Here is a 20,654-nt window from a genome sequence, read left to right as displayed (position 1 = left end):
CGAAAACGTCACACCCTCGGCCAGGAGATTTTCACGGAGTACGAAACCGCAGGTCGCAGGGGTGCGAGAGACTGCCGGGAGTGGCCGCGGTCCGCGTCGTCATCGTCGGCGTTCCGCTGCTCGGCACGTGTCCCGGCCCGCTCGCCGGCCTGGCGGTCGGCCTTCCGCTCGGCCTTGTCGTGCTCGCGGTCCCGCTTCCCGTCCCGCTCGCGGTCCCCGTCCCGGTCCTTGTCCCGGTCCTCGTCCCTGTGCCTGCCCGTCTTGCCGCCGCCGTCCTCGTCGTCCCGGTCCGCGGAGCCGGAGCCGGTCGTGGACAGGACGCCCTTGCAGTACTTCCACACCCGGGTGCCGCCCGCCGCGTCCCGCAGGGCGCGCCTGCGGTCGGCGTCCAGCCGCTTGCCGTCGCGGAGGTCGCGGCAGGCAGAGGTGATCTTCCTGCGGCTGTCGCCGGGACGGTCCTGCCGCTCGCCGGACCCGGGCCTCGGTGTCGCGTTCTCGCGTGTCTCGCCCCGTCCGGAGCCACCGGCGCCGCCCGCCGCGGGGCCGCTCGGGGCGTCGTCCGGGGTGGCCCCGCCCTGCACCTCGTCGCTCGGCGAGGGGGATTCCAGCGGGCGTTGGGGAGGAGAGACGGCTGCGGAGACCGAGGCGCCGGGGTCGGGCTCGTCGCCGCCGAACGGTGTCAGGACTCCGGTTCCGGCCGCGACCGCGACCCCGCCGACCATGCCGACCGCCAGCACGGCGGCCAGGGCGAGGCGGGCGGGACGGGCCCAGCGAGGCCGCCGGACATCGCCGGGGCCACTTCCGCGCGCGGTACCGATCCGGACAAGTCCGGCGTCCACGACCGCGTCGGCGGCCTGTCCGGCTGTGGTCCCTGAGGCCGCGAGGGCCACCGCGGCGTCGGCACGCTCCGCGCGCACCTTGCGGAAAGCGGCCATCGCCGCCGCCTCACCGGGGAGTTCCTCGCTGGTCAGCGGGGGTGACGCGGACAGCGCACCGAGCGCACCGGCGAGTCGTTCGGCCTGGCCACGGTCAACGCCGTCGACAGCTTCGAGTGACTCTCCGCTCAGCAAACGCTCCGCCGTTTCGCGGTCCAGCCACCTGTACTGCTCGTCGGCCATCACACATCCTTCTGCGTCCGCGGGACGCTGCGCGTCACACCTGCGGACGTCACCGCACCGCCGCGCGGTTCTCGCTGGGGCGGCAGGGCGTCGAGCACCCCGGCCGATTCCGGATCGGCCTCCGGGTCGTCGCCGAGCAGCTCGGCGAGCCGCCGCAGACCCCGGTGTGCCGCCGTCCGGACGGCGCCCGGGCGCTTACCGAGCGTCTCCGCTGCCGACTTCGCGTCGAGCCCCACGACCACCCGCAGCACGACCGCCTCGGCCTGGTCCTGCGGCAGCCGGGATATCAGGGAGAACGTTCCGTCGGTGGCAAGCGCCTCCATGGCCTCGCCGGCGGTGTCGGACTCGGCGGCCCGGCCGGTCAGTTCGGTCTCGTCACCGCCGATCGCGGGCCGGCGCCCGCGCATCCGTATGTGGTCCAGCGCGCGATTACGGGCGATACGGGCGGCCCAGCCGCGGAAACGGTCCGCGTCGCCGGTGAACCGCTCCAGGTCACGGGCTATCTGCAACCAGGCCTCGGACGTCACGTCCTCGGCGTCGGGGTCGCCGACCAGCGTCCGTACATATCCGAGCAGCCGCGGGTGCACGGCTCGGTACACAGTCCGGAACGCGGTCTCATCTCCGTCCTGTGCCGCACGCACCGCGGCGGTCAGCTCCGCGTCGTCCCCCAGCACCGCGCGCCCTTCTGCGCCTAAGCCGGCGCCGCTCTCGCGGACCGGGTTCTCGCCGTCGTGGTTCCTCAAGTGATGGTTGCGGTGTTAACTCCGCAGGTGGTTGCGGTGGTCTTGCCGCCTTCGCGTTGGCGCGAAAGGCACGTTACGTCCTGAAACCATTCCCCGTCCATGTCCGTCCAGGATGCAACTAAGCCGTGACACGGGGAGGTGTGACAGAAAACGCAGACATGGCGCTGTAGGAAGTACGGGCCGCCGCGCGGTCCGTGCCGCGCGACGGCCGGGGCCTCTCCTGTGGGGGGTGGCGGCCCCGGCCGTTGCCACGGCGCCGCCGGGACGCGCTTACTCCGCCGGACGTACGGCGAACACCCGCGCCGGGAATCCCGAACCGCCCTGTGGCTTGGGCCACGTTGCGACGATCAGGGCCCCTGTCTCCGGGACCTCGTCGAGGTTGGCCAGCAGTTCGATCTGCCAGCGGTCGCGTCCCAGGACGTACGCCTCCAGGCTGTAGTCACCCGCGGAGCCGGCGAGTCCCGGGTCGGTGTCGGACTGTTCGTGGCCGATGGCGGTGACCCCCGCGTCCTCGAACAGATACCGCAGCACCTCGGCCGACCAGCCCGGCGTATGACTGACGCCCGCCTCGTCACGGTTGGCCAGCGCCACCGGGTCCGGCCAGCGCCGGCTCCACCCGGTGCGCAGGGCGACGAACGAACCGGGCGGGACACGACCGTTGCGCTCCTGCCATGACCGCACGTCGTCCAGGGTGGGCGTGGCGTCGGGGTCGGTCTCCACCCGGGCGGTGATGTCGAGCACCGCCAGCGGCAGGATCATCTCCTCGACCGGGATACGGTCCAGCGGGCGGGCCCCTGCCACGAAGTGGGAGGGCGGGTCGACGTGCGTGCCCCACTGGCCGGCCAGCGTGTAGCGGTGGACGGTGAAACCGTCGCCGCGCTCCAGGTCGAAGAGCGTCTCGCGCCGCTCGTCCCCGAAGCCCGGGAAATGCGGCTGCCCCGGCCGGAAGGCGTGGGTGAGGTCGGTGAAGACCGCCTTCTCGGTCAGCGCGCGATACGCCGACCACAGCCGGGGCTCGGATCCGCCGAAGGTCACCGTGCGTTCTCCAGGAGCGCGCGCCCGGGGGTGTCACCGCTTGTCGGCTCTACGGAGTCGCTGGAGGCCCGCTCCCCCGAGGCCCCCGCCTCGTCCGCCGGCCGCTCGGAGCCCCGGCCCTCGTCCCCCGAAGCCGAAACCGAAACCGACGTCGAAGCCGACATCGAAGCCGACATCGCCGCCGACGTCGCCGCCGCCTTCCGCCGTGTCAGGCCGACGCCCACGAGGACCACGACCATGCCCAGCACCACCCGCACGCTGAGGCTCTCACCCAGGACGACCGCTCCCAGCAGGACGGAGACGACCGGCAGCAGATAGCCGACCACGGCGGCGTTGGTGGCGCCCTCGTCGTTGATGATCCGGTAGGTGAGGTGGAAGGTGATCGCCGTGCAGAAGACGCTCAGGACGACGGCCGCGGTCACGACGGCCGGGCCGACGTCGACCGACTCCAGGCCGCCCACCGGCATCGCGAGCGCGGTCAGCCCGCTCGCCGCCACGAGTTGGGCGGCGGAGAGCGAGAGGGTGGGGCTGCCCTTGCGGACCAGCGTGCGGCCCATGTACGTGAACGCGACGGCGTAGCTGGCGGCCGCGCCGAGGATGGCGAGGGCTCCCCAGCCGGTCGCGCCGGTCGTCTGCCAGGGCGCGAAGATCACGATCGTCCCGGTGAAGCCCAGCAGGAGGCCCGCCAGCCGTACGGGGCGCAGTCCGCGTTCCGAGCCGAGGGCCAGACCGAGGGCGATCGACCAGAGCGGGGTCGTGGCGTTCAGGACACCGGCGAGACCCGAGTCGACCGTCTGCTGGCCCAGGCTGAACAGCGCGAACGGCAGCGCGTTGCAGAAGAAGGCCGCGACGGCGATATGCCGCCAGACGGTCACGCCCCGGGGCATCCGATGTCCCGTCGCGTAACAGGCGACGACCAGGACCAGCGCGCCGAGGGCACAACGGACGAACGTGACCTGGAGCGGGGAGAGCCCGCGCAGCGCCAGCTCGATCCAGAGGAAGGTCGATCCCCACAGCAGGGCGAGCACCGCCACCCGCAATCCGCCCCACAGACTCCGCGTACCGCTGTTCACGATGTTTCCTCCCTGCCATGGGCCCAGCCGCGTTCTCGTCCCGTCCCTACGAAGGTGCCTCAGTCAAGCTTTGAGGACAAGCAAATGGTTCTACCTATTCTGTTAAGCTCAGCTACATGCTTGATGTGAGACGGCTCCAGGTCCTGCGCGCGGTGGTCACCAGCGGCACGGTCACCGCCGCCGCGGCCCACCTCGGCTACACACCGTCCGCCGTCAGCCAGCAGGTGGCGGCTCTGGAGAAGCAGGCCGGCACGGCGCTGCTGGAGCGGGTCGGCCGAGGGGTGCGCCCCACGGCCGCGGGGCTGCTGCTCACCGAGCACGCGGCCCTGATCAGCTCGGCGGTCGCCCAGGCCGAGTCCGCTCTCTCGGACCTCCGCGCCGGGCGCACCGGCCGGCTGTCGGTCCGTTACTTCGCCACGGCCGGCTCCACCCTGGTGGCTCCGGCCCTGGCCCGGCTCCGCGCCGAGCACCCCGGCGTCCGCGTCGACCTCGAACTCACCGACCCGGAGGACCCGTTCCAGGAGGTGGTGCGGGGCCGGGCCGACCTGGCCGTGGTCGTCCGGACCCATGACCGCGCGGGCGACGGCTTCCGGCTCGTCCACCTCCTCGACGACCCGTACGCCGCCGTACTGCCCCTCGGTCATCCGCTCGCCGACAAGGAGGTCGTCGACCTCCATGAGCTGTCCGGCGAGCAGTGGGTGGGCAGCGAGCCCCCCGGCCCCTGCCTCGAACCCGTCATCGACTCCTGCGCGGCGGCCGGCTTCAGCCCCGACTTCGTCATCCAGAGCGAGGACTACGCCACCGCGCAGGGCTTCGTCGCGGCCGGTCTCGGCGTCGGTCTGATGCCGGGTCTTGGACTGCGCAACCAGCACCCCGGCGTCGTCGTACGCCCGGTCCGCAACCCCGAACCGATCCGGGTGATCTCGGCGGCCGCGCGGGAGACCGCCCTCGAACAGCCCGCCCTGCGCGGCCTGCTGGACGCGCTGCGGGACGCGGCCGTCACCGCCGACCCGCCCGGCGGACCCGGGGCGGACTGACCACCGCCCTTGGGGCGCGGGTCGGTGGAGAGAGCGGAAGAGGCACATGTCAGACACGGTGGGCGGTGGAATCGGCGGGCACGGCGGCCAGGGTCACCACGCTGGCGAAGATCTCCTTGCCGTGCTGCCTGGCGCTGATCCTGACCTGGTCCGGGTCCGCGAGCTGCTCCGCCTCCAGCCAGCAGGGGATGTCCATCTCGGCGTACCGGACGAAGTCGGTCTCCATGCCGGTGACCGTCACCGTGTCGGGGTGGGCCGTGGCCAGCGCCGCCTGGCGGGCGGCCTCCAGCAGCAGCATGCCCGGGGCATGGTCGACGAGGTGGTCGAAGAGGATGGGGTGGGTCGTGTCCACCCGCAGCTGCCAGCGGTCGGGCCGGTCGGTCGCGGCGAGCACCACGTCCTCGAAGCGGTCGCGGCCGAACGGGGTGAGGCCCGCCGGAGGCGGCAGCGGCACGGCACGCGCGGTGGCCGCCGCCGCGTCGGCGTACGGGCCGCGCAGCCGGTTGTAGACGGTGCGGTCCTGGATGGTGAAGCGCGAGCGTACCGACGCCAGCGGGCTGCCGTCGCGCTCGACGTCGACTCTCAGGGTTATCGCGGACGCCCGCTCACGACGGTAGGTCACCTCGTCACAGGCGATGTGAAGTTCCAGCTCGGCCGGCCCCCCGTCGGCGTACGCGGCGGCCGGGTCGAGCGTCCAGCTGAAGTCCTTCCACAGCAGCTGGTGGCCGAACGGCACGTTGTAGGCGCCGTGGGACAGCAGCGGCAGCGTCTGGCGTACCGTCTCGCTGAGCATCAACGGGTCGTGCAGGCCCAGGCGGTTGACGTAGAACGGGTGGGTGGCGGGCCAAGCGGCCGTGACCGTGAAGGCGTCGGGCGCGGTCCGCCGCCAGCTGCGCAGCAGCACCTCGTCCTGGTTCGTCTTGTGCGTGAGGACCGACGAAACCGTCTCAAAACGGTTTCCGACGCCGTGCTCGGCAAGGCTGATGGACATGGTGTTCCCCCCTGATGCGGTGACTCTCTTCTGGGCACGCGCAGGTGAAGCGAAGGCGCCCGCAGTGACAGGACGGCGCCGACGTGAATAAAATAGAGGTCGTTCTTTTTGTTTGTCTACGGGTTGAGGGAGTCTGCCGATGGCACGACAACGGCAGGAACGCGCGGAACGGACTCGGGCCGCGCTCATCCACGCGGCCGCGGAGGTGTTCGACCAGGCCGGGTACCACGGCGCGGGTCTGAACGCGATCCTGCAGAGAGCCGGCATGACGACCGGAGCCATGTACTTCCACTTCAAGTCGAAGGAAGAACTGGCCCGCGCGGTCATCGTCGACCAGGCCGCCGAACTGCAGTGGCCCCAGGGCGAGAAGGGCTTGCAGCAGCTGATCGACGTGTGCCAGTACCTGGCCGTGGAGATGCGCTCCAACGTGCTGTTCCGGGCCGGCGTCCGGCTCGCCGTCGAGCAGAGCGAGGTGAACCTGCTCGACTACTCGATCTACGACTGGTGGTCCGAGCAGTTCCGCACCCATCTGGCCGAGGCACGTGAGCTCGGCCAGCTGAAGCCCGAGGTGGACGAGGCCGCGTTCTCCCAGGTGATCGTCGCCTCGTACACCGGTACGCAGATCATGTCCCGGATCTCCACCAACCGGTCCGACCTGCCCTCGCGCATAGAGAACATGCTGCGATGTCTGCTGCCGGCCATCGCGCCGGCGGAGATCGTCGCCTCGCTGGAGTTCCCGGGGAACGGGGAGAGCGCGGGGGAATCGTTGGTGGAGGCGGAGCCTGGGGAGGGTGCGGCTTCATGAGACCTGTCCGGGTGCTGCTGACCGGCTCGACCGGGTTCGTCGGGCGGGCGGTCCTGCGCCGGCTGCTGCGCGCGAACGGGGCCGACGGGCGGCGGGTCGAGGTACGAGCCGTCGCCCGCGCCGTTCCCGCCGGCACGGACGAGTGGGCGGGCGTGGAGTGGGTGTGCGCCGACCTGACGGACCCCGCCTCGCTCCATGGGGCGGCGACCGGTACGGACGTCCTCGTCCACCTCGCCTGCCGGGTCTCCGGCGGGGCGGAGGAGTGCGAGCGGACGAACGTCGGCGGCACCCGGGCGATCGTCGACGAGGCGCGGCGTGCCGGGGTGGGGCGGATCGTCCACCTGTCCACGGCGGCGGTGTACGGGCCCGGTCCGCACCGCGGCATCCCCGTCGACGGGGTCGTGCCCGCGCCCGTGTCGGCGGCCAGCCGTACGCGGTTGACCGCCGAGCGGATCGCGCTCGACGCGGGGGCCGTCGTCCTGCGCCCCGGGCTGGTCCTCGGCCCCGGGGACCGCTGGGTCGTGCCCGCGCTCGGCGAACTGCTCCAGCGGGTGCCGGCCCGCTGGGACGGCGGGCACGGACTGCTCTCCGCCGTGGACGTCGACGACCTGGCCCGCCTCGTCACAGCCCTGGTCACGGCATCGGACAGCGGGGCCGTGGCCTCCGGTGTCCACCACGCCAGCCATCCGGTGCCGGTGCGGGGCGGCGACCTCATGGCGAGGCTCGCCGAGCTGGACGTGCTGCCGCCGGCCGGCGCCGACGACTGGGACTGGGAGAGGTGCCTCGCGCGGCTGCGGGAGACGCCGGGGCGTATGAGCGAGCGGCAGTTCGCCCTGCTGGCGCGGGACCACTGGTACGAGAGCGAGCAGATCTGGCGGCTCACGGGCTGCGCCCCCGGGCCGGGACCGCTGGAGCGGCTGGCCGGGGCGGCGGCCTGGTACCGGGAGCAGCTGAGCGCTGGGTGACACCGCCGTCGAGGCGGGCGGGGCGGGGCGGCTGGAGTTGCGGTCCTCGGCTGAAGTCAAGGCGGGCGCGCCCGACTTGGCCAAGTGGTTGCGGGGTTGGGCACGGAAGGCGTCCGCGAGGGAAAGCGGCGGTACGTTCACAGGACTGGGGGCGTGGCCTTCCGTCCTCCCCCGTCCCCCAGCCCCCGTCCCCGGCGGGCCCGTGGGAGTCATTTCCCGTGATGGATGCAGAGGTCAAGCCCATGGTGAAGCAGGTGAGAGCGGAACGCACCCGTCAGGCGCTGATCGCGGCGGCGGCCGTCGAGTTCGACCGGCAGGGGTACGCAGGAACCTCGCTGTCCGCCGTGCACCGGGCCTGCGGGGCGACGATGGGAGCACTCACCTTCCACTTCCCCGCCAAGGCGGACCTGGCCACCGCGGTCTGCCGTGAGGCCGAGGCCGTCACCGGCGAGGCGCTCGCCCGGCTCGAACCGGCCGGACCGCTCCCGCCGGTCGCCGAGTTCACCCTCGAGGTGGCCCGGCTGCTGGAGCAGGAGGTCACCGTCCGCGCGGCGGCCCGGCTCACCCGGGAACGGGCGGTCCCGTCCCACTGGCACACGGTCTGGCGGGCAGCCCTGCGGGAACTGGTGGCGGCGGCCCGGGAAGCGGCCGATGCCCGTCCCGCACCCGACGAACTGGAACTGCTGGCGGTCTATCTGACGGCGGGCGCGGAGGCGGCCCTGCGCTCGGGGCGCACCGGCAAGGAGGTGCAGGCCCAGCTGAACTGCCTGTGGGCCCTGGTGCTCACCCCCCTCGGGTGTCCGGTCGGCGCCTCGTCCTCCTCCGATCACGCCGATCCCCTCCGGTCGCCCTGACTCCACCGCTCTCTCTGACCGATCCGACGAAAAGGCTCATCCCATGACTCGACGCTGCGCGCTCGTCACCGGTGGTTCCCGGGGCATCGGGGCCGCCATCGCGACCGAACTCGCCGCCGACGGACACCGCGTGGCCGTGCACTGCCGTGCCGACTCCGCCGCCGCGAAGGCCGTCCTGGAGGCCCTGCCCGGCACCGGCCACGTCCTGATCACCGGTGATGTCGGCACACCGGGCGCGGCCCGCGAGATCATCGAGTCCGCCGTCGGGCAACTGGGCACCGTGGACGTCCTCGTCAACAACGCCGGTGTCTACGCCGAGCAGCCCGTCGCCACGACCTCGTACGAGAGCTGGCAGGCCGACTGGCGGCGCCTGGTCGACGTCAACCTGCTCGGGCCCGCCGACCTGATCTGGCACCTCGTCGACCACCTCCGGCAGCGGCCACAGGGCCCGCGGGGCGCCCGCATCGTCAACGTCGGCTCGCGCGGCGTCTACCGGGGCGAACCCGACGCCCCGGCCTACGGCGCCACCAAGGCCGCCCTGCACTCGCTGACCCAGTCGCTCGCCCAGTCCCTGGGCCCGCTGGGCATCGCGGTGACCGCCGTGGCCCCGGGCTTCGTCCGTACCGACCTGGTGGAACACATGCTCGTCGGGGACGTCGAGGAGCAGGTGCGCCGTCAGAGCCCGCTCGGCAGGATCGCCGCGCCCTCGGATGTCGCCGCCGCCGTGGCCTGGCTCAGCGGTGAGCGGGCCGAGTGGTGCAGCGGTGCCGTGATCGACGTCAACGGCGCCTCGCACCTGCGCTGACCCCACCCCCGGCCCTCCGGGGCCGCACCACACCTCGAAGGAGACCCCGTGCGCGCCGCGCTGTCGCAGATCGCCGTACGACCGGACGAAACCGTCGCCGAGCGGCGTGCCCGCGTGGCAGATCTCGTTCGTGAACAGCACACCGCCGACCTGGTGGTCCTGCCGGAACTGTGGACGGTCGGCGCATTCGCCTTCGAGGAGTTCCGCGCCCACGCCGAGCCGCTGGACGGGCCCACGGCCCGGGCGATGGGTGCGGCAGCGGCCGAGGCCCGGGTCTGGCTGCACGCGGGCTCGATCATCGAACAAGGCCCGGGCGGCACGCTGTTCAACACCTCCCTCGTCTTCGCGCCCGACGGCCGGCTGCGCCGGACGTACCGGAAGATCCACCGCTTCGGCTTCGACCGGGGCGAGGCCACCCTGCTGGGCCGGGGCGAGGAGACCGTCACCGTCACGCTGGACGGCGGCGGCCCCGCGGAGCTGACGGCGGGGCTCGCCACCTGCTACGACCTGCGCTTCCCCGAGCAGTTCCGTCTCCTGGTGGACGCCGGCGCGCAGCTGTTCGTCGTCCCGGCCGGCTGGCCCGCCGCCCGTCGCGGCCACTGGTCGCTGCTGGCCCGCGCCCGGGCCGTCGAGTCCCAGGCGTACGTCCTCGCCTGCGGGACGGCCGGGACGCACGCCGGGGTGGAACTGGCGGGCCACAGCGTGGTGGTCGACCCCTGGGGCGAGGTCGTCGCCGAGGCCGGGGCGGGCGAGGAGACGCTCGTCGTCGACCTCGACCCGGCTCTGGTCACAAAGACCCGTGCCGAGTTCCCCGCTCTTCGCGACCGTGTTCTCGGTGTGCCGACGCCGGCCTGACCGGCCCTCGGCGACAGGTGCCGTCCGCCCCGCGAGTGCCGGGGCGGACGGCACCTGTCGTCTGTGGGCGGCCAACTACCAGGCGAAACAAACTCGTTGGATATTTTCCGGTGGCCTCTTGCGGCCCACACAGCAGACGTGTAACACTCTTTCGCGAGGCAGTCTGCCCACTTCCAGGAGTCTTCGCACTGCCATCGCGTCGCCGTCGAGCGGCGCTTTTTTGTTTTCCGCGGTTCCCATTGCCGCGTCTCCCCGTGTCCCGTTTCCCCGCATCTCCTTGTCTCCTGAAGGTGAGGCGACCAGTGACCATGGCCGACCCGACCCCCTCGCATCCCCGCCCGGAGCAGTGCTCGTCGAACCGCTGCCGCCGTGCGGCCCGTCCCGACGGTCTGCGACGCAGGCCCGCCGCACCCGGTGCCCGGCTCTGCGGTCCCTGCAAACGCGCCCTCGCGGCCGATCTGACCGCCCTGCCCGCGCTCCACCACGAGAGTGAGCAGCGGCTCGTACTTCCCGCCCGGCAGGGGGGCCTCGCCCGGGTCACGGGCCACCGTCCGGACGCGCCGCCCGTGAGCGACGCGGCGCTGGACGCCCGGCACGACGCCCTCGTCCGGCTGGCCTCCTGGACCCGGCTCGTCCTGGACGAGGACCCGGCCGCCGGAGCCCCGCCGGAGCGGACCGTCCCCGAGCTGGCCGCCTTCCTCGGCCGGCACATCGACTTCCTTGCCGCCCACCCCGCCGCGGGCCCGGCGGCCGACGAGATCGCCCGCACCGCCACCGCCCTGCGGCTCGTCGTCGCGCCGCCCAAGCCCGGCCTGGTACCGCTCGGCCGGTGCGTGGAGCCGGGCTGCGACGCCGAGGTGTCACTCCCCGGGCGCGGCGGCGACGACCTGGTGCTGCGCGGACCCATGTGCGGCGCGGGACATGTGCTCTCGCCACGCCAGTGGCTTCTCATGAATCACCGTCAGTCAACGCTCGAGACCAAGGAGTCGGGATGAACGACGACCTGCGCGCCCCGCGCGGCAAACGCGTCCCCACCTCGCTCGCCGCCCTCGCCCTCGGCGTCCGCGAGGGCACGATCCGCCAGTGGGCCCGACGCGGCAAGATCACCCGGTACGGGACCAAACGCCAGGCCCTGTACGACCTGAACGAGCTGGCCGCGCTCGCGGCCGGGGAGAGCGGCGCGTAGCTCGCCACGCGGTAAAGCCCCTCCCTCACGCCGTAAGGACCCTCCCCCGCACCGCCCCCCTAGAGACCTCCCCGCTTCATAGAACACACCACCGTTCGGCCCCCGCCGCGCGGCCCTTCGGCATGCCCGAAATCAGGCCGTGACCACAGCCCTTGAGGAGAGACAGCCATGGAGACGTACCCGACATCGCAGTGGCAGCAGCACTGGCAGGACCGGCGCGACCCCTTCGTCGAGGAGTGCTTCCGGGCCCGCGAGAACCTGCTCGCCGATCTGAAGGACCCCGGCGCCGCCCAGGCCCGTGTCCTCGACGACCTCATCGACATCGGCGCCGCCTCGCTGCACTGGAAGGAGCAGGGCTACGACGCCGTCGCCACCGCGCCGGAGACCTTCCGGGCGGTGCTGCCGATCATGCGCTACAACGACTTCGTCGAGCAGATCGACCGGGAGACCCGCACCAAGGGCGGCATCCTGTCGTGCAGCCCCGTACTGCGCTGGCTCAAGACCAGCGGGACGACCGGCACCCCCAAGCGCGTCCCGTACACACTGCACTGGCTGCTCAAGTACCGCATCCCCGCGATGAAGGCGATGTGGGGCACCTACCTGGAACACCACCCCGAGATCCTCGCCCACCCCTGGGCCACCCTCGACACCCAGACGGTCCGCGAGGACGTGTACGACTTCGTGCACGGCGTCGAGCACCAGGCGATCAGCAACCGTCATCCGCAGATCAACAGCCGGGACTGGAACCCGCCGTGGTACGAGTCGCCGTGGTTCGGTCCCGACACGCCCACCAGCCACGCCGGGCGGATGTACCACCGCGTACGGCATCTCGTCGGCAAGGACCTGCACTACATCTCGGCGATCAACCCCAGCACCCTCGTCTCGCTGCGCGACCTGATCGCCGAGCACGGCGCCGAGCTGGTGCGCGACCTGCGCGAGGGCACCCTCCAGGGCAGGCCGTGGACCGAGCCCGACGAGAAGGCCGCGCTGCACCTCGAACAGGTCCTGGGCAAGGGCGAGTTCAGCCTCGTGGACCTCTGGCCGTCGCTGACGCTGTACAGCTGCTGGCTGTCGGCCTCCGCCGAGCTGTACCGGCCGCGTCTGGACGCCGTGCTGCCCGGTGTCGCCAAGCTGCCGTTCATGAGCTGCGGGACCGAGGGCGTCACCACCATTCCCGTGGACGACACCCTGGAGAGCCAGCCGCTCGCCGTCAGCCAGGCGTACTTCGAGTTCGTCCCCGCCGACGTACCGCTCGGCGCGCTCCTCGACGCCGGCGAGAAGGTCGAGACGCTGCTGTACGACGAGGTCGAGGCGGGCCGCGACTACCACCTGATCATGTCCCAGGGAAACGGCCTCTACCGGCTGTGGACCGGTGACATCTACCGCGTGGACCGGATCGCGGACGGCACCCCCTGGGTCCACTTCACCCACCGCGACGGCGTCTTCCACTCCTTCACCGGCGAGAAGATCACCGAGGGCCAGGTCACCCAGGCCATCCGGCAGGGGCTCGAGGGCAGCGGGCTCGACACCGGGCTGTACATGTGCGGCCCGCGCTGGGACGAGCCGCCGTCCTACACCGTCGTCGTCGAGGTACCGGAACCCGGAGCGGACCTCGACCAGGTGCTGTCCGCGGCGATCGACCGCGAACTGTCCGTCATCAACATCGAGTACGCCTCGAAGCGGGACAGCGGACGGCTCTCCGCGCTCCGGGTGCGGACCGTGGCACAGGGCGCGATCGCCGCGTACGTCGAGTCGCGGCGGCAGGGCGGCAACGCCACTCAGTACAAGTACAAGCCGTTCCAGAAGGACATCGACTTCGTCGACGCGATCCTCGCCGACTGACACCGCCCCTCACCCACTCATCACTACCGATCAAGGAGAGCTGACCATGCTGGAGACCCTCAGGCCCCCGCAGAACACCCGCCGCGAGATCATCGACCTGCCCTGCGGCGACACCCGGCTCGCACTGCACCTGTGGCGGCCGGAGCAGATCAAGGGAGCCGTCTTCTACTTCCACGGACTGCAGAGCCACGCCGGGTGGCTGTGGGAAGTGGGCCCGCAGTTCGCCGACAACGACATCGCGTTCTTCGTCCTCGACCGGCGCGGCAGCGGCATCAGCCCCGGGCCGCGGCACGAGATACCGGACGTCGACACCGTCCTGGGCGACTACGCGAAGGGCGTCGCGTTCGTCCGGGAGATGATCGGCGAGACCGTACCCCTGTCCCTGTTCGGGCACTGCCTCGGCGGCTCCTTCCTGGCGGCCCTGATGGCGTACGAGGGGTTCACCACCTCGTACGACGCCGCCGTGTTCTGCTCGTCCTGGCTCGGCCGGATGCACGCGACCCTCGACCCGGACACCCGCGAGGCCGTCGCGGCGAGCGGGAGCGAGGAGCTGTGGGACGCGGGGCTGAAGGCCGGCGACTTCACCGACGAGGTCAAGTACCAGCACTTCATCGACCACGACGACCTGGCGGTACGGCAGTTGACGCGGCGGTCGCGGGCGGTGCTGCTGGAGCTGGAGCGGCTCTATCTGACGCGCGGACGCCTGAGCCCGGCGGTGCCCGCCGCGACCTTCGTCTCCGGGATGACCGACCCGATCGTGGACCTCGACGCCGCGCACTCCGTCTTCCAGGATCTGGTGTCCGGGCGCGGCTCGATCATGAAGTTCCCCACCGACAAGCACTACCTCTTCTACACCGGCGTCAGCGGCGACCTGGTCGACTGGACGTCGACGTACACCCTGCTCCAGGGGGTGAACCGTGGCGCCTGAGCCCGGGAGGTCCGGACGGGCCCGGCTGTACCACGTCGAGCTGCCCATGCGGACGCCGTTCGACCATCCGGCCGCCCGGCGGCGTACGTCCGACAGCCTGGTCCTGAGGCTCTCGGCCGACGGTGTGGACGGCATCGGCGAGTGCGCGCCCCGGTCGTACGTCACCGGGGAGACCACCGCGAGTGTGCGCACGGCGCTCGAACAGGTCGACTTCGACGCGTTGTTCGCGCTGCTGACCGGCCGCGACCCGGGGGAACTGCTGGGGCTGCTCCACCGGGACGGCTTCGCGCGGACCTTCGGGATCGACGGCGGCAACAACCTGCTCTGCCTGCTGGAGACGGCGGTCCTCGACTGGCTGGGGTGCCGTACGGGGGTGGGCGGACGGGAGCTGCTGCCGGGCGAGGCCGGCGAGGGGCGCCGGTCGCTGCCCGTCTCTCAGGTCCTCGACCTCAGCCTGGACGCCGAGGAGTTCCTCGCCACCCGGGGCCCCTTCCACTTCGTGAAGATCAAGGCGTCGGACGACATCGAGCACGACGCCCGTACCGTCCGGACGATCCGCGACAAGATCGGCGACGACGTACCGGTCATGGTCGACGCCAACATGTGCTGGACGCCCGGGAACTCGGTCGACCACGCCCGCCGGCTGCGCGAGGCCGGCGTCGACTATGTGGAGGAACCGCTGCCCAAGGGCTCGTGGGAGGCGCTGCGCGCCCTGCGCCGCGACGGCGGGCTGCGGATCATGCTGGACGAGTCGGTGTGCACGGCCCAGGACGCCCGTACGGCGGTCGAGTCCGGGGCCTGCGACGCGTTCAACATCCGGGTGTCGAAGAACGGGGGGCCGCTGCCGGCCGCCGGGCTCGTCGCCTACGCCCGGGAGAACGGCGTCCGCTTCCAGTTCGGGGTCCAGGTCGCCGAGGTGGGCCCGCTCATCAACTCCGGCCGGGCACTGGCCTTCGGCCACCCGGACGCGCTCACCGTCGAGGCCGGGCAGTCCGACCGCTTCTTCCCGGAGATGATCGTCGCCCCGCCCCCGGCCGTCGACCGCCAGACGAACACGCTGGCACCGGCCGACGGCTCCGGCTGGGGCATGGACCTCGCCGCGAGCGCGGAGCGCTGGGCCGTGAAGAACTTCTGAGCCGGCCCTTCCCACTCGCACATCACCGACGCACATGCCCCACCACACCCATGCCCGAAAGGCGGGAACATCATGACCGTACTGTTCGAATGCACCTACCGGGGCGGCCGCTACTTCGGCCTCGGACTGCCCAAGGCAGACCAGCCGCTGAGCCTTACGCCGCTCACGGACCGGAACCTGGGGAAGCTGCTCACCGAGGGCGGTGACGTCGCCGTGCTCCTCGCCGCCTCCGAGACGGTGACCGTTCCCGTGAGCGAACTCGACTCGGTGTCCTTCCGCCCGCCGCTGCTGCCCGACCACCTCGGTGACGCGGTCGTCGGCGGCTTCATGCAGACCCACAACGTCAAGGTGGACGCGGACACCCCCTCCCAGCCGAACTGGTTCCTCAAGGGCCTCGGCGATGTGCTGAGGACCTCCGGGGAGGAGCTGCGCGCACCGGCCGGGTCCGTCGCGCTGACCGAGGAGGCGGAGGTCGTCCTCGTCTACGTCACCGACGCGGACGGCGTCCCCCGGTACGTCGGCTACACCTTCGGCAACGACCTCACCGACATCGGCCGCTTCCGCCGCCACCGGGGACACCTCTCGTACGCCAAGCTGTGCGACGCGGCGGTGGCGCCCTGGCTCTTCCTCGACGAACCGCCGCGCCACGTCACCGGGCACGTCACGATCGAGCGGGACGGCGAGCCGTGCTGGCGGGGCGAGTTCACCACCGGCACCAAGGCCCTGCACTACGGGCTCGACGACATCATGTCCGAACTGTTCTCCTACGACGCCCTGCTCGCCCCCGGCCGTGTGCACTACGTCTACATCGGCGCCGACCGCAGCAGCTTCCACGACGGCTTCCGGATGGCCGACCGCGACCGCGTCACCCTGGACTTCGCCAGCCACGGGGTCACCCTGTCGAACACCGTGCGATGTGCGTCGCCGGCGCTCGCGGCCGCCGCGCGCGAGGGATCGTGAGCGGCGGTGGGCGGGGGCATGCCCCGGTCGACGGGGTGCGCGGGCTCAGTGACACGGAGGCGGCGTTCGCGTACGCCCATGAGCTGATGCGGGGCAGGGGCGGGCTCACCACCTCCTTCACGGTGGACGGCGTGTTCTCGCCGGAGCGGGTGGAGGCGGCTGTGGAGCTGTGGCTGAGGAGGCTGCCGCTGCTGTCGCTGCGGATCGAGGACACCGGGAGCGCGGGGCTGTGGTTCCGGCAGGGGGAGCCCGGGTCTCCGGCGGACGGGCGGCTGTGGGGGCTGCGGGTCTGGCGGGCTTCGGAGGGGGCGACACGTTTCTCCCTCAGCCTGCACCCCGCGATCTGCGACGGCTACTCCGTCGGGCGTCTCGTACGGCCGCTGCTGGACGCCCTGTTCGGCCTTCCGGGTGCCTGTGCCGGGGAGGAGGAGCTGCCGCCGGACACCGACGAGCTGACCTACGAGAGCGGTGGGGTCTGCGGGGTCTGCGTGCCGGGGCCGGCCCGGCGGGCCGTGACGTCGCGCGGAGGAGGAGCAGGGTCAGGGCCGGGGCGTGGGCGGCCGGCCGGGGTGATCCGCGAGGGTGGTGGGGGTGTGACCCTCGCCCTCGGTCCGTACGAGACCCGGCGGCTGCGGGACTGGTGCGGTGTCCGGCGGTTGACGGTCGGCGGGTTCCTCGCGACCGTGCTGGCCGACGCGTTCGCCCGGGAGAGCGGCCGCCGGGAGGTCACGGTCGCCACGGCGGTGTCCCTGCGCCGGCGTTACGCCGAGCGGGCGCTGATCGGCGAGCCCGGGTGTGTGCTGGGTGTGGTGCGGGCGCGGCTGCGGGCGGGCGGCGCCGGTCGCGACGCCGTGGATGCGGGAGGCGGCCTCGTGGGCCGGGCCCGGGGCCACGCGGAGGTGCTCTGCTCGGCCGGGCGGGACTGGCGTCCGGAGCGGCGGGCGCACACCGCGATCCGCCGGGCCGTGGAACGGGAGGCTCTGGGAGGCGGAGGGCCGGAGCTGCGGGTGACCGACGCCGGTTCGGTGGACACCGCGCTCGGGCCGCACGCGGGGAGGGTCACGGGGTTCCGGACCGTGGCGGCCCGGGGAGCCGGTGCGCTCGACGGCACGCTGCATCTGTCGTCGTTCAAGGGGGCGTTGTCGGTGGGGCTGGCCGTCGGAGGGCCCTGGGCGGCGATGGCCGAGCGGGAGTTGAGTGACGCCATGCTTCTGCCCGACCGCAGGTGAGAGCCCTGCGGGAGCGCGGACTCCTCAAAGTCGTAGCTGGAAGTGGCCCCTTCAATTGAAAACAAAGAGTTCGTTCTCTATTTTTTTAGGGCGGGCTTCGAAACAGGCGGCCCGCCCAGAGCGACCAGTCAGTGCGACCAGTCCAGAGGAAGGGCACGCGTCATGGTGAGGGCGTCTTCCAGGGTGGCTCCCGGGCGGAGAGGATCCTCCGCACGCCGCTCCTCCTCCGGCGCCTTCGACGCCTTCATCGCGGAGGTCTTCGAGCGGCTGCCCCGTGCCGACCAGCGCGGCTGGGCCCATGTCTACACACGTGGCCTGCTGGTGACGCCGGGGCGCAAGACGGTCCGCCGGCTCGCCGCGTCCGTCTCGGACTCCGCCACGGCGGCCCAGGCCCTGCACCAGTTCGTCAACGCCAGCCCCTGGGAGTGGGAGCCGGTCCGCGCCCGCCTGGCCGACTGGGTGGTACGGCGGTCCCGGCCGCGTGCCCTGGTCATCGCCACGGCGGTGCTGCCCAAGCGGGGTGACCGCTCCTGCGGAGTGCACCGCCGCTTCGTCCCCCGGGACGGCCGTACGGTCAATTGCCAGGTCGGTGTCGGGGCGTTCCTCTCGGTGGAGCAGGGGACGGTGCCGGTCGACTGGCGGTTGCTGCTGCCCGGGCGGTGGGCCGAGGAGGCGGAGGTCCGTGGGCGGGCCGGTTCGGTTCCGGCCGCGGGGGCGGCCGATGCCCTGGCGCTGGACCTGGTGGACGGGGTGGGGACTCGGGATGTGACCGGCTCGGGCGGGGTGGGGACTCGGGATGTGACCGGCTCGGGCGGGGTGCCGGTCGTCGCCGACCTGCTCGGGTTCGCGGACACGGCCGCACTGGTCGCCGGGCTCGCCGGCCGGGGCCGGCGGTTCGTCGTGGCCGTACCTGATGACTTTGTCGTGCACCCGGACCGTGCGGCTCTCGTCGGGTCCGGTTCTCGTGCCGGTGCGGACGCCGGTGGTGTGACGGCACGGAGCCTCCTCACAGCCCACCCGGCGCGAGTGGCGACGGGGGTGGTCCGCCTCCCCGGCATCCCCGTCGCCCTCCGGTTGATCGGCGAGTCCGAAGGCGGACGGATCTGGCTCACGGATCTCGTGGACAGGTCGCCGCGCGAGGTGCTGGCGCTGGCCCGGCTGCACGCGGATGCCGTCGACACGGTGGAGCGGATGGCCGACGACTTCGGTCTGCGCGCCTTCGAGGGGCGCTCGTACGCCGGCTGGCACCACCACAAGACCCTGGTCTCCGCCGCCTTCGCCTACAGCGCGCTCGGCGCCGCCCCGGCCCGGCCCGGCGGCCCGGCCCACGCGTCGCCCCGGCCACGCACCGCCCGCCCACCGCACCGGGCACGGACCTCGACAACAGGAGGACGGGCCGGCACGGCCCCGGGACGCACCGCCGGGTCCCCTGCCCGAGCGATCACGACACCCGGGAGAGCACCAGCGGCTCCGGCGCGGACGGCTGAGGCATCGGCGCAGGCTGTCGGGGCTCCTGAGCGGGTCTCGGGGGTTCCGGCAGGAGTTCCGGCAGGAGTTCCGGCAGGGGTTCCGGCGGCTTCGACGCGCGCTGCTGGGGCTCTGGTGCGGACTCCGGTGCCACTCGGGCGAGCTGACGCGGTTTCGACGTGGACTCCGGTGACGGCGGCGCCACGCGTCCAGCTCCCCGGGCCCCCCGCACGCACCCTCGTCATCCCACCCCGACGCCCCGCACTCCTCTCGCACCCGCTCCCCACCCCGATACGAACGGAATCCTGATGGCCCTTCCCAAAGCGTTCTGGTTGTTGTGGTTCGGGCAGACCGTCAGCCGGCTCGGGACGCTCGCCCCTGCCTTCCTCGTGCTCTACCTGGAGCAGGAGGGGCTCGTCGCCCCGGGTACGACCCCGCTCGTCGTCGGGCTCTTCGGCGCCGGTGTCGTGTTGTCCGGGCTGGTGGGAGGGGCGGTCGCCGACCTGATCGGGCCGCGTCGCACCATCGTCGCCGCCCAGCCGGTCACCGCCGCGATGGCTCTGCTCTTCGCCTTCGCCGAGAACGTCGTCGCCCTGTGCGCGCTGTCGCTGATCACCGGGTTCCTGTCGGCCGTCGACCGGCCGGCCGGGGCCGGGCTGATCTCCGCGATCGTTCCGCAGGAGCAGTTCTCGAAGGCGTACAGCCTCTTCCTCGTCGGCTTCAACATCGGCATGTCGCTGAGCCCCGTCTTCTCCGGTTTCCTGCTCGAGGTCAGCCCCGGTGCCCTCTTCGTCGTCTGGGCGGCCTCCAGCCTCGTCTACGCGGCGCTCGTCTTCGCGGTGCCCGCCGATCCGCCGCCGGCGCAGGGCGCCGACCGGCCCGCCGGGGCCGCGGCGGCCTTCAAGTCGGCCGCACGCGGGATCGCCGAACCCTTCCGGACCCCCGTCCTGGTCGCCTTCCTCCTCCTGACCTTCCTGCTGGCCTGCATCTATCTCCAGGTCAACTCCGCGCTGCCGCTCGACATGCGGGCCGGCGGGCTGACCGCCGGGGACATCGGCTTCGTCCTCGCCGTCAACGCCGTGCTGTCCGTGCTGCTGCTCCCGCTCGTGCCCCGCCTGGTCGGCGGGCTGCGCGCCCATGTCCCGCTGATCCTGGCGGCCGTGTTCATGGCCCTCGGCTTCGGCGGCAACGTCCTCGCGGGCGGCATGGTCTCCTTCACGATCGCCACCGTCGTGTGGACGCTCGGCGAGGTGCTGTGGGCCCCGATGTCCGCGACCTTCATCGCCGACCGGGCCCCGGCCGGACGCAGCGGCACCTACCAGGGCTCGTACTTCTTCGCCTGGAACGCGGCGTTCGTCGTCGGCAGTCCCGCCGGACTCGCCCTCGCCCACTCCCACGGCTACGAGGCGCTGTGGATGTCCGTCCTCGGCCTGGGGCTCGCGGTGGCGGCCGGCTTCGCCCTGCTGCCCCGGCTGGCCGGGTTCGTGACCAAGCCCGACGCCGACGCCGATCCCGACTCCGACTCCGATCCCGGCTCCGCCACCGGCTCCGACCTCGACACCGCGTCCGTGACCACCGCCCGGGCAACCGCCCCGGAACCCCTGACCCGAGAGACAAGGTGACCCA

The 20,654-nt window shown here is 72.4% G+C and carries 20 protein-coding genes; 15 read left to right on the top strand and 5 right to left on the bottom strand.

The window, feature by feature from the left end; translation table 11 throughout:
- Positions 1-8: 8 nt before the first annotated feature.
- From ACIBK5_RS13525 to ACIBK5_RS13510, 4 genes are all read right to left on the bottom strand, one after another.
- Positions 9-1,118, bottom strand: a complete 1,110-nt coding sequence (locus ACIBK5_RS13525) for a hypothetical protein (protein ID WP_399019098.1) — start codon at positions 1,116-1,118, stop codon at positions 9-11.
- Positions 1,118-1,792: an RNA polymerase sigma factor gene (locus tag ACIBK5_RS13520; RefSeq protein WP_382489661.1), complete on the bottom strand. Its 675-nt coding sequence runs from the start codon at positions 1,790-1,792 to the stop codon at positions 1,118-1,120. Before ACIBK5_RS13520 ends, ACIBK5_RS13525 begins: the two co-directional genes overlap by 1 nt.
- Before the next feature lie 339 nt (positions 1,793-2,131).
- Positions 2,132-2,896, bottom strand: a complete 765-nt coding sequence (locus ACIBK5_RS13515; RefSeq protein ID WP_399019096.1) for a cyclase family protein — start codon at positions 2,894-2,896, stop codon at positions 2,132-2,134.
- Complete coding sequence (locus ACIBK5_RS13510) at positions 2,893-3,969, bottom strand: DMT family transporter (protein WP_399019094.1); 1,077 nt, start codon at positions 3,967-3,969, stop codon at positions 2,893-2,895. The genes ACIBK5_RS13515 and ACIBK5_RS13510 overlap by 4 nt, the downstream gene beginning before the upstream one ends.
- A gap of 116 nt (positions 3,970-4,085) precedes the next feature.
- Here ACIBK5_RS13510 and ACIBK5_RS13505 point away from each other — a divergent pair, with 116 nt between their 5' ends.
- Positions 4,086-5,006 carry a LysR family transcriptional regulator gene (locus ACIBK5_RS13505; protein WP_399019093.1) on the top strand — a complete coding sequence of 307 codons (921 nt, stop codon included), beginning with the start codon at positions 4,086-4,088 and terminating at the stop codon, positions 5,004-5,006.
- Positions 5,007-5,055: 49 nt separating this feature from the next.
- Here the strand turns inward: ACIBK5_RS13505 and ACIBK5_RS13500 are convergent, their stop codons facing one another.
- Positions 5,056-5,997, bottom strand: a complete 942-nt coding sequence (locus tag ACIBK5_RS13500; RefSeq protein ID WP_399019092.1) for a ScbA/BarX family gamma-butyrolactone biosynthesis protein — start codon at positions 5,995-5,997, stop codon at positions 5,056-5,058.
- Positions 5,998-6,136: 139 nt separating this feature from the next.
- On the opposite strand from ACIBK5_RS13500, the gene ACIBK5_RS13495 reads away from it, so the two are divergent.
- The 14 genes from ACIBK5_RS13495 (at position 6,137) to ACIBK5_RS13430 (ending at position 20,650) form a co-directional block, all read left to right on the top strand.
- Entirely contained in the window at positions 6,137-6,802 is a 666-nt protein-coding gene (locus ACIBK5_RS13495; RefSeq protein ID WP_399019090.1) for a ScbR family autoregulator-binding transcription factor, read from the top strand.
- Positions 6,799-7,767 (top strand): NAD-dependent epimerase/dehydratase family protein, encoded by a 969-nt coding sequence (locus tag ACIBK5_RS13490; RefSeq protein ID WP_399019088.1) that lies wholly within the window; start codon positions 6,799-6,801, stop codon positions 7,765-7,767. The genes ACIBK5_RS13495 and ACIBK5_RS13490 overlap by 4 nt, the downstream gene beginning before the upstream one ends.
- A 242-nt stretch (positions 7,768-8,009) precedes the next feature.
- Positions 8,010-8,621 carry a TetR family transcriptional regulator gene (locus tag ACIBK5_RS13485; RefSeq protein ID WP_399019086.1) on the top strand — a complete coding sequence of 204 codons (612 nt, stop codon included), beginning with the start codon at positions 8,010-8,012 and terminating at the stop codon, positions 8,619-8,621.
- A 43-nt stretch (positions 8,622-8,664) separates the two neighbouring features.
- Entirely contained in the window at positions 8,665-9,426 is a 762-nt protein-coding gene (locus ACIBK5_RS13480) for an SDR family NAD(P)-dependent oxidoreductase (protein WP_399019084.1), read from the top strand.
- Between the two features lie 48 nt (positions 9,427-9,474).
- Positions 9,475-10,281, top strand: a complete 807-nt coding sequence (locus ACIBK5_RS13475; RefSeq protein WP_399019082.1) for a carbon-nitrogen family hydrolase — start codon at positions 9,475-9,477, stop codon at positions 10,279-10,281.
- 308 nt (positions 10,282-10,589) lie between these two features.
- Positions 10,590-11,276 carry a hypothetical protein gene (locus ACIBK5_RS13470; protein ID WP_399019081.1) on the top strand — a complete coding sequence of 229 codons (687 nt, stop codon included), beginning with the start codon at positions 10,590-10,592 and terminating at the stop codon, positions 11,274-11,276.
- Entirely contained in the window at positions 11,273-11,467 is a 195-nt protein-coding gene (locus ACIBK5_RS13465; protein WP_382489640.1) for a hypothetical protein, read from the top strand. The genes ACIBK5_RS13470 and ACIBK5_RS13465 overlap by 4 nt, the downstream gene beginning before the upstream one ends.
- Before the next feature lie 168 nt (positions 11,468-11,635).
- Entirely contained in the window at positions 11,636-13,309 is a 1,674-nt protein-coding gene (locus ACIBK5_RS13460; protein WP_399019078.1) for a GH3 auxin-responsive promoter family protein, read from the top strand.
- A 46-nt stretch (positions 13,310-13,355) separates the two neighbouring features.
- Positions 13,356-14,237: an alpha/beta hydrolase gene (locus tag ACIBK5_RS13455; RefSeq protein WP_399019077.1), complete on the top strand. Its 882-nt coding sequence runs from the start codon at positions 13,356-13,358 to the stop codon at positions 14,235-14,237.
- The gene (locus ACIBK5_RS13450; protein ID WP_399019076.1) at positions 14,227-15,372 is read left to right on the top strand and encodes a mandelate racemase/muconate lactonizing enzyme family protein; all 1,146 of its coding nucleotides are present in this window, start codon (positions 14,227-14,229) and stop codon (positions 15,370-15,372) included. The genes ACIBK5_RS13455 and ACIBK5_RS13450 overlap by 11 nt, the downstream gene beginning before the upstream one ends.
- Before the next feature lie 72 nt (positions 15,373-15,444).
- Positions 15,445-16,332 (top strand): FAH family protein, encoded by an 888-nt coding sequence (locus ACIBK5_RS13445; RefSeq protein WP_399019075.1) that lies wholly within the window; start codon positions 15,445-15,447, stop codon positions 16,330-16,332.
- A 35-nt stretch (positions 16,333-16,367) separates the two neighbouring features.
- Positions 16,368-17,561, top strand: coding sequence for a hypothetical protein (locus ACIBK5_RS13440; protein ID WP_399019073.1), 1,194 nt, complete (start codon positions 16,368-16,370; stop codon positions 17,559-17,561).
- Between the two features lie 162 nt (positions 17,562-17,723).
- Positions 17,724-19,337, top strand: a complete 1,614-nt coding sequence (locus tag ACIBK5_RS13435; protein WP_399019072.1) for a transposase — start codon at positions 17,724-17,726, stop codon at positions 19,335-19,337.
- The gene (locus ACIBK5_RS13430; RefSeq protein ID WP_399019071.1) at positions 19,337-20,650 is read left to right on the top strand and encodes an MFS transporter; all 1,314 of its coding nucleotides are present in this window, start codon (positions 19,337-19,339) and stop codon (positions 20,648-20,650) included. Before ACIBK5_RS13435 ends, ACIBK5_RS13430 begins: the two co-directional genes overlap by 1 nt.
- Positions 20,651-20,654 lie beyond the last annotated feature (4 nt).

Origin of the sequence: Streptomyces sp. NPDC050546, assembly GCF_044457425.1 — a bacterium.
In the GTDB taxonomy this organism is placed as follows: Bacteria; Actinomycetota; Actinomycetes; order Streptomycetales; family Streptomycetaceae; genus Streptomyces.
Note: the sequence above shows the minus strand (reverse complement) of the source record. Positions and strands in the feature narration are given on the sequence as shown.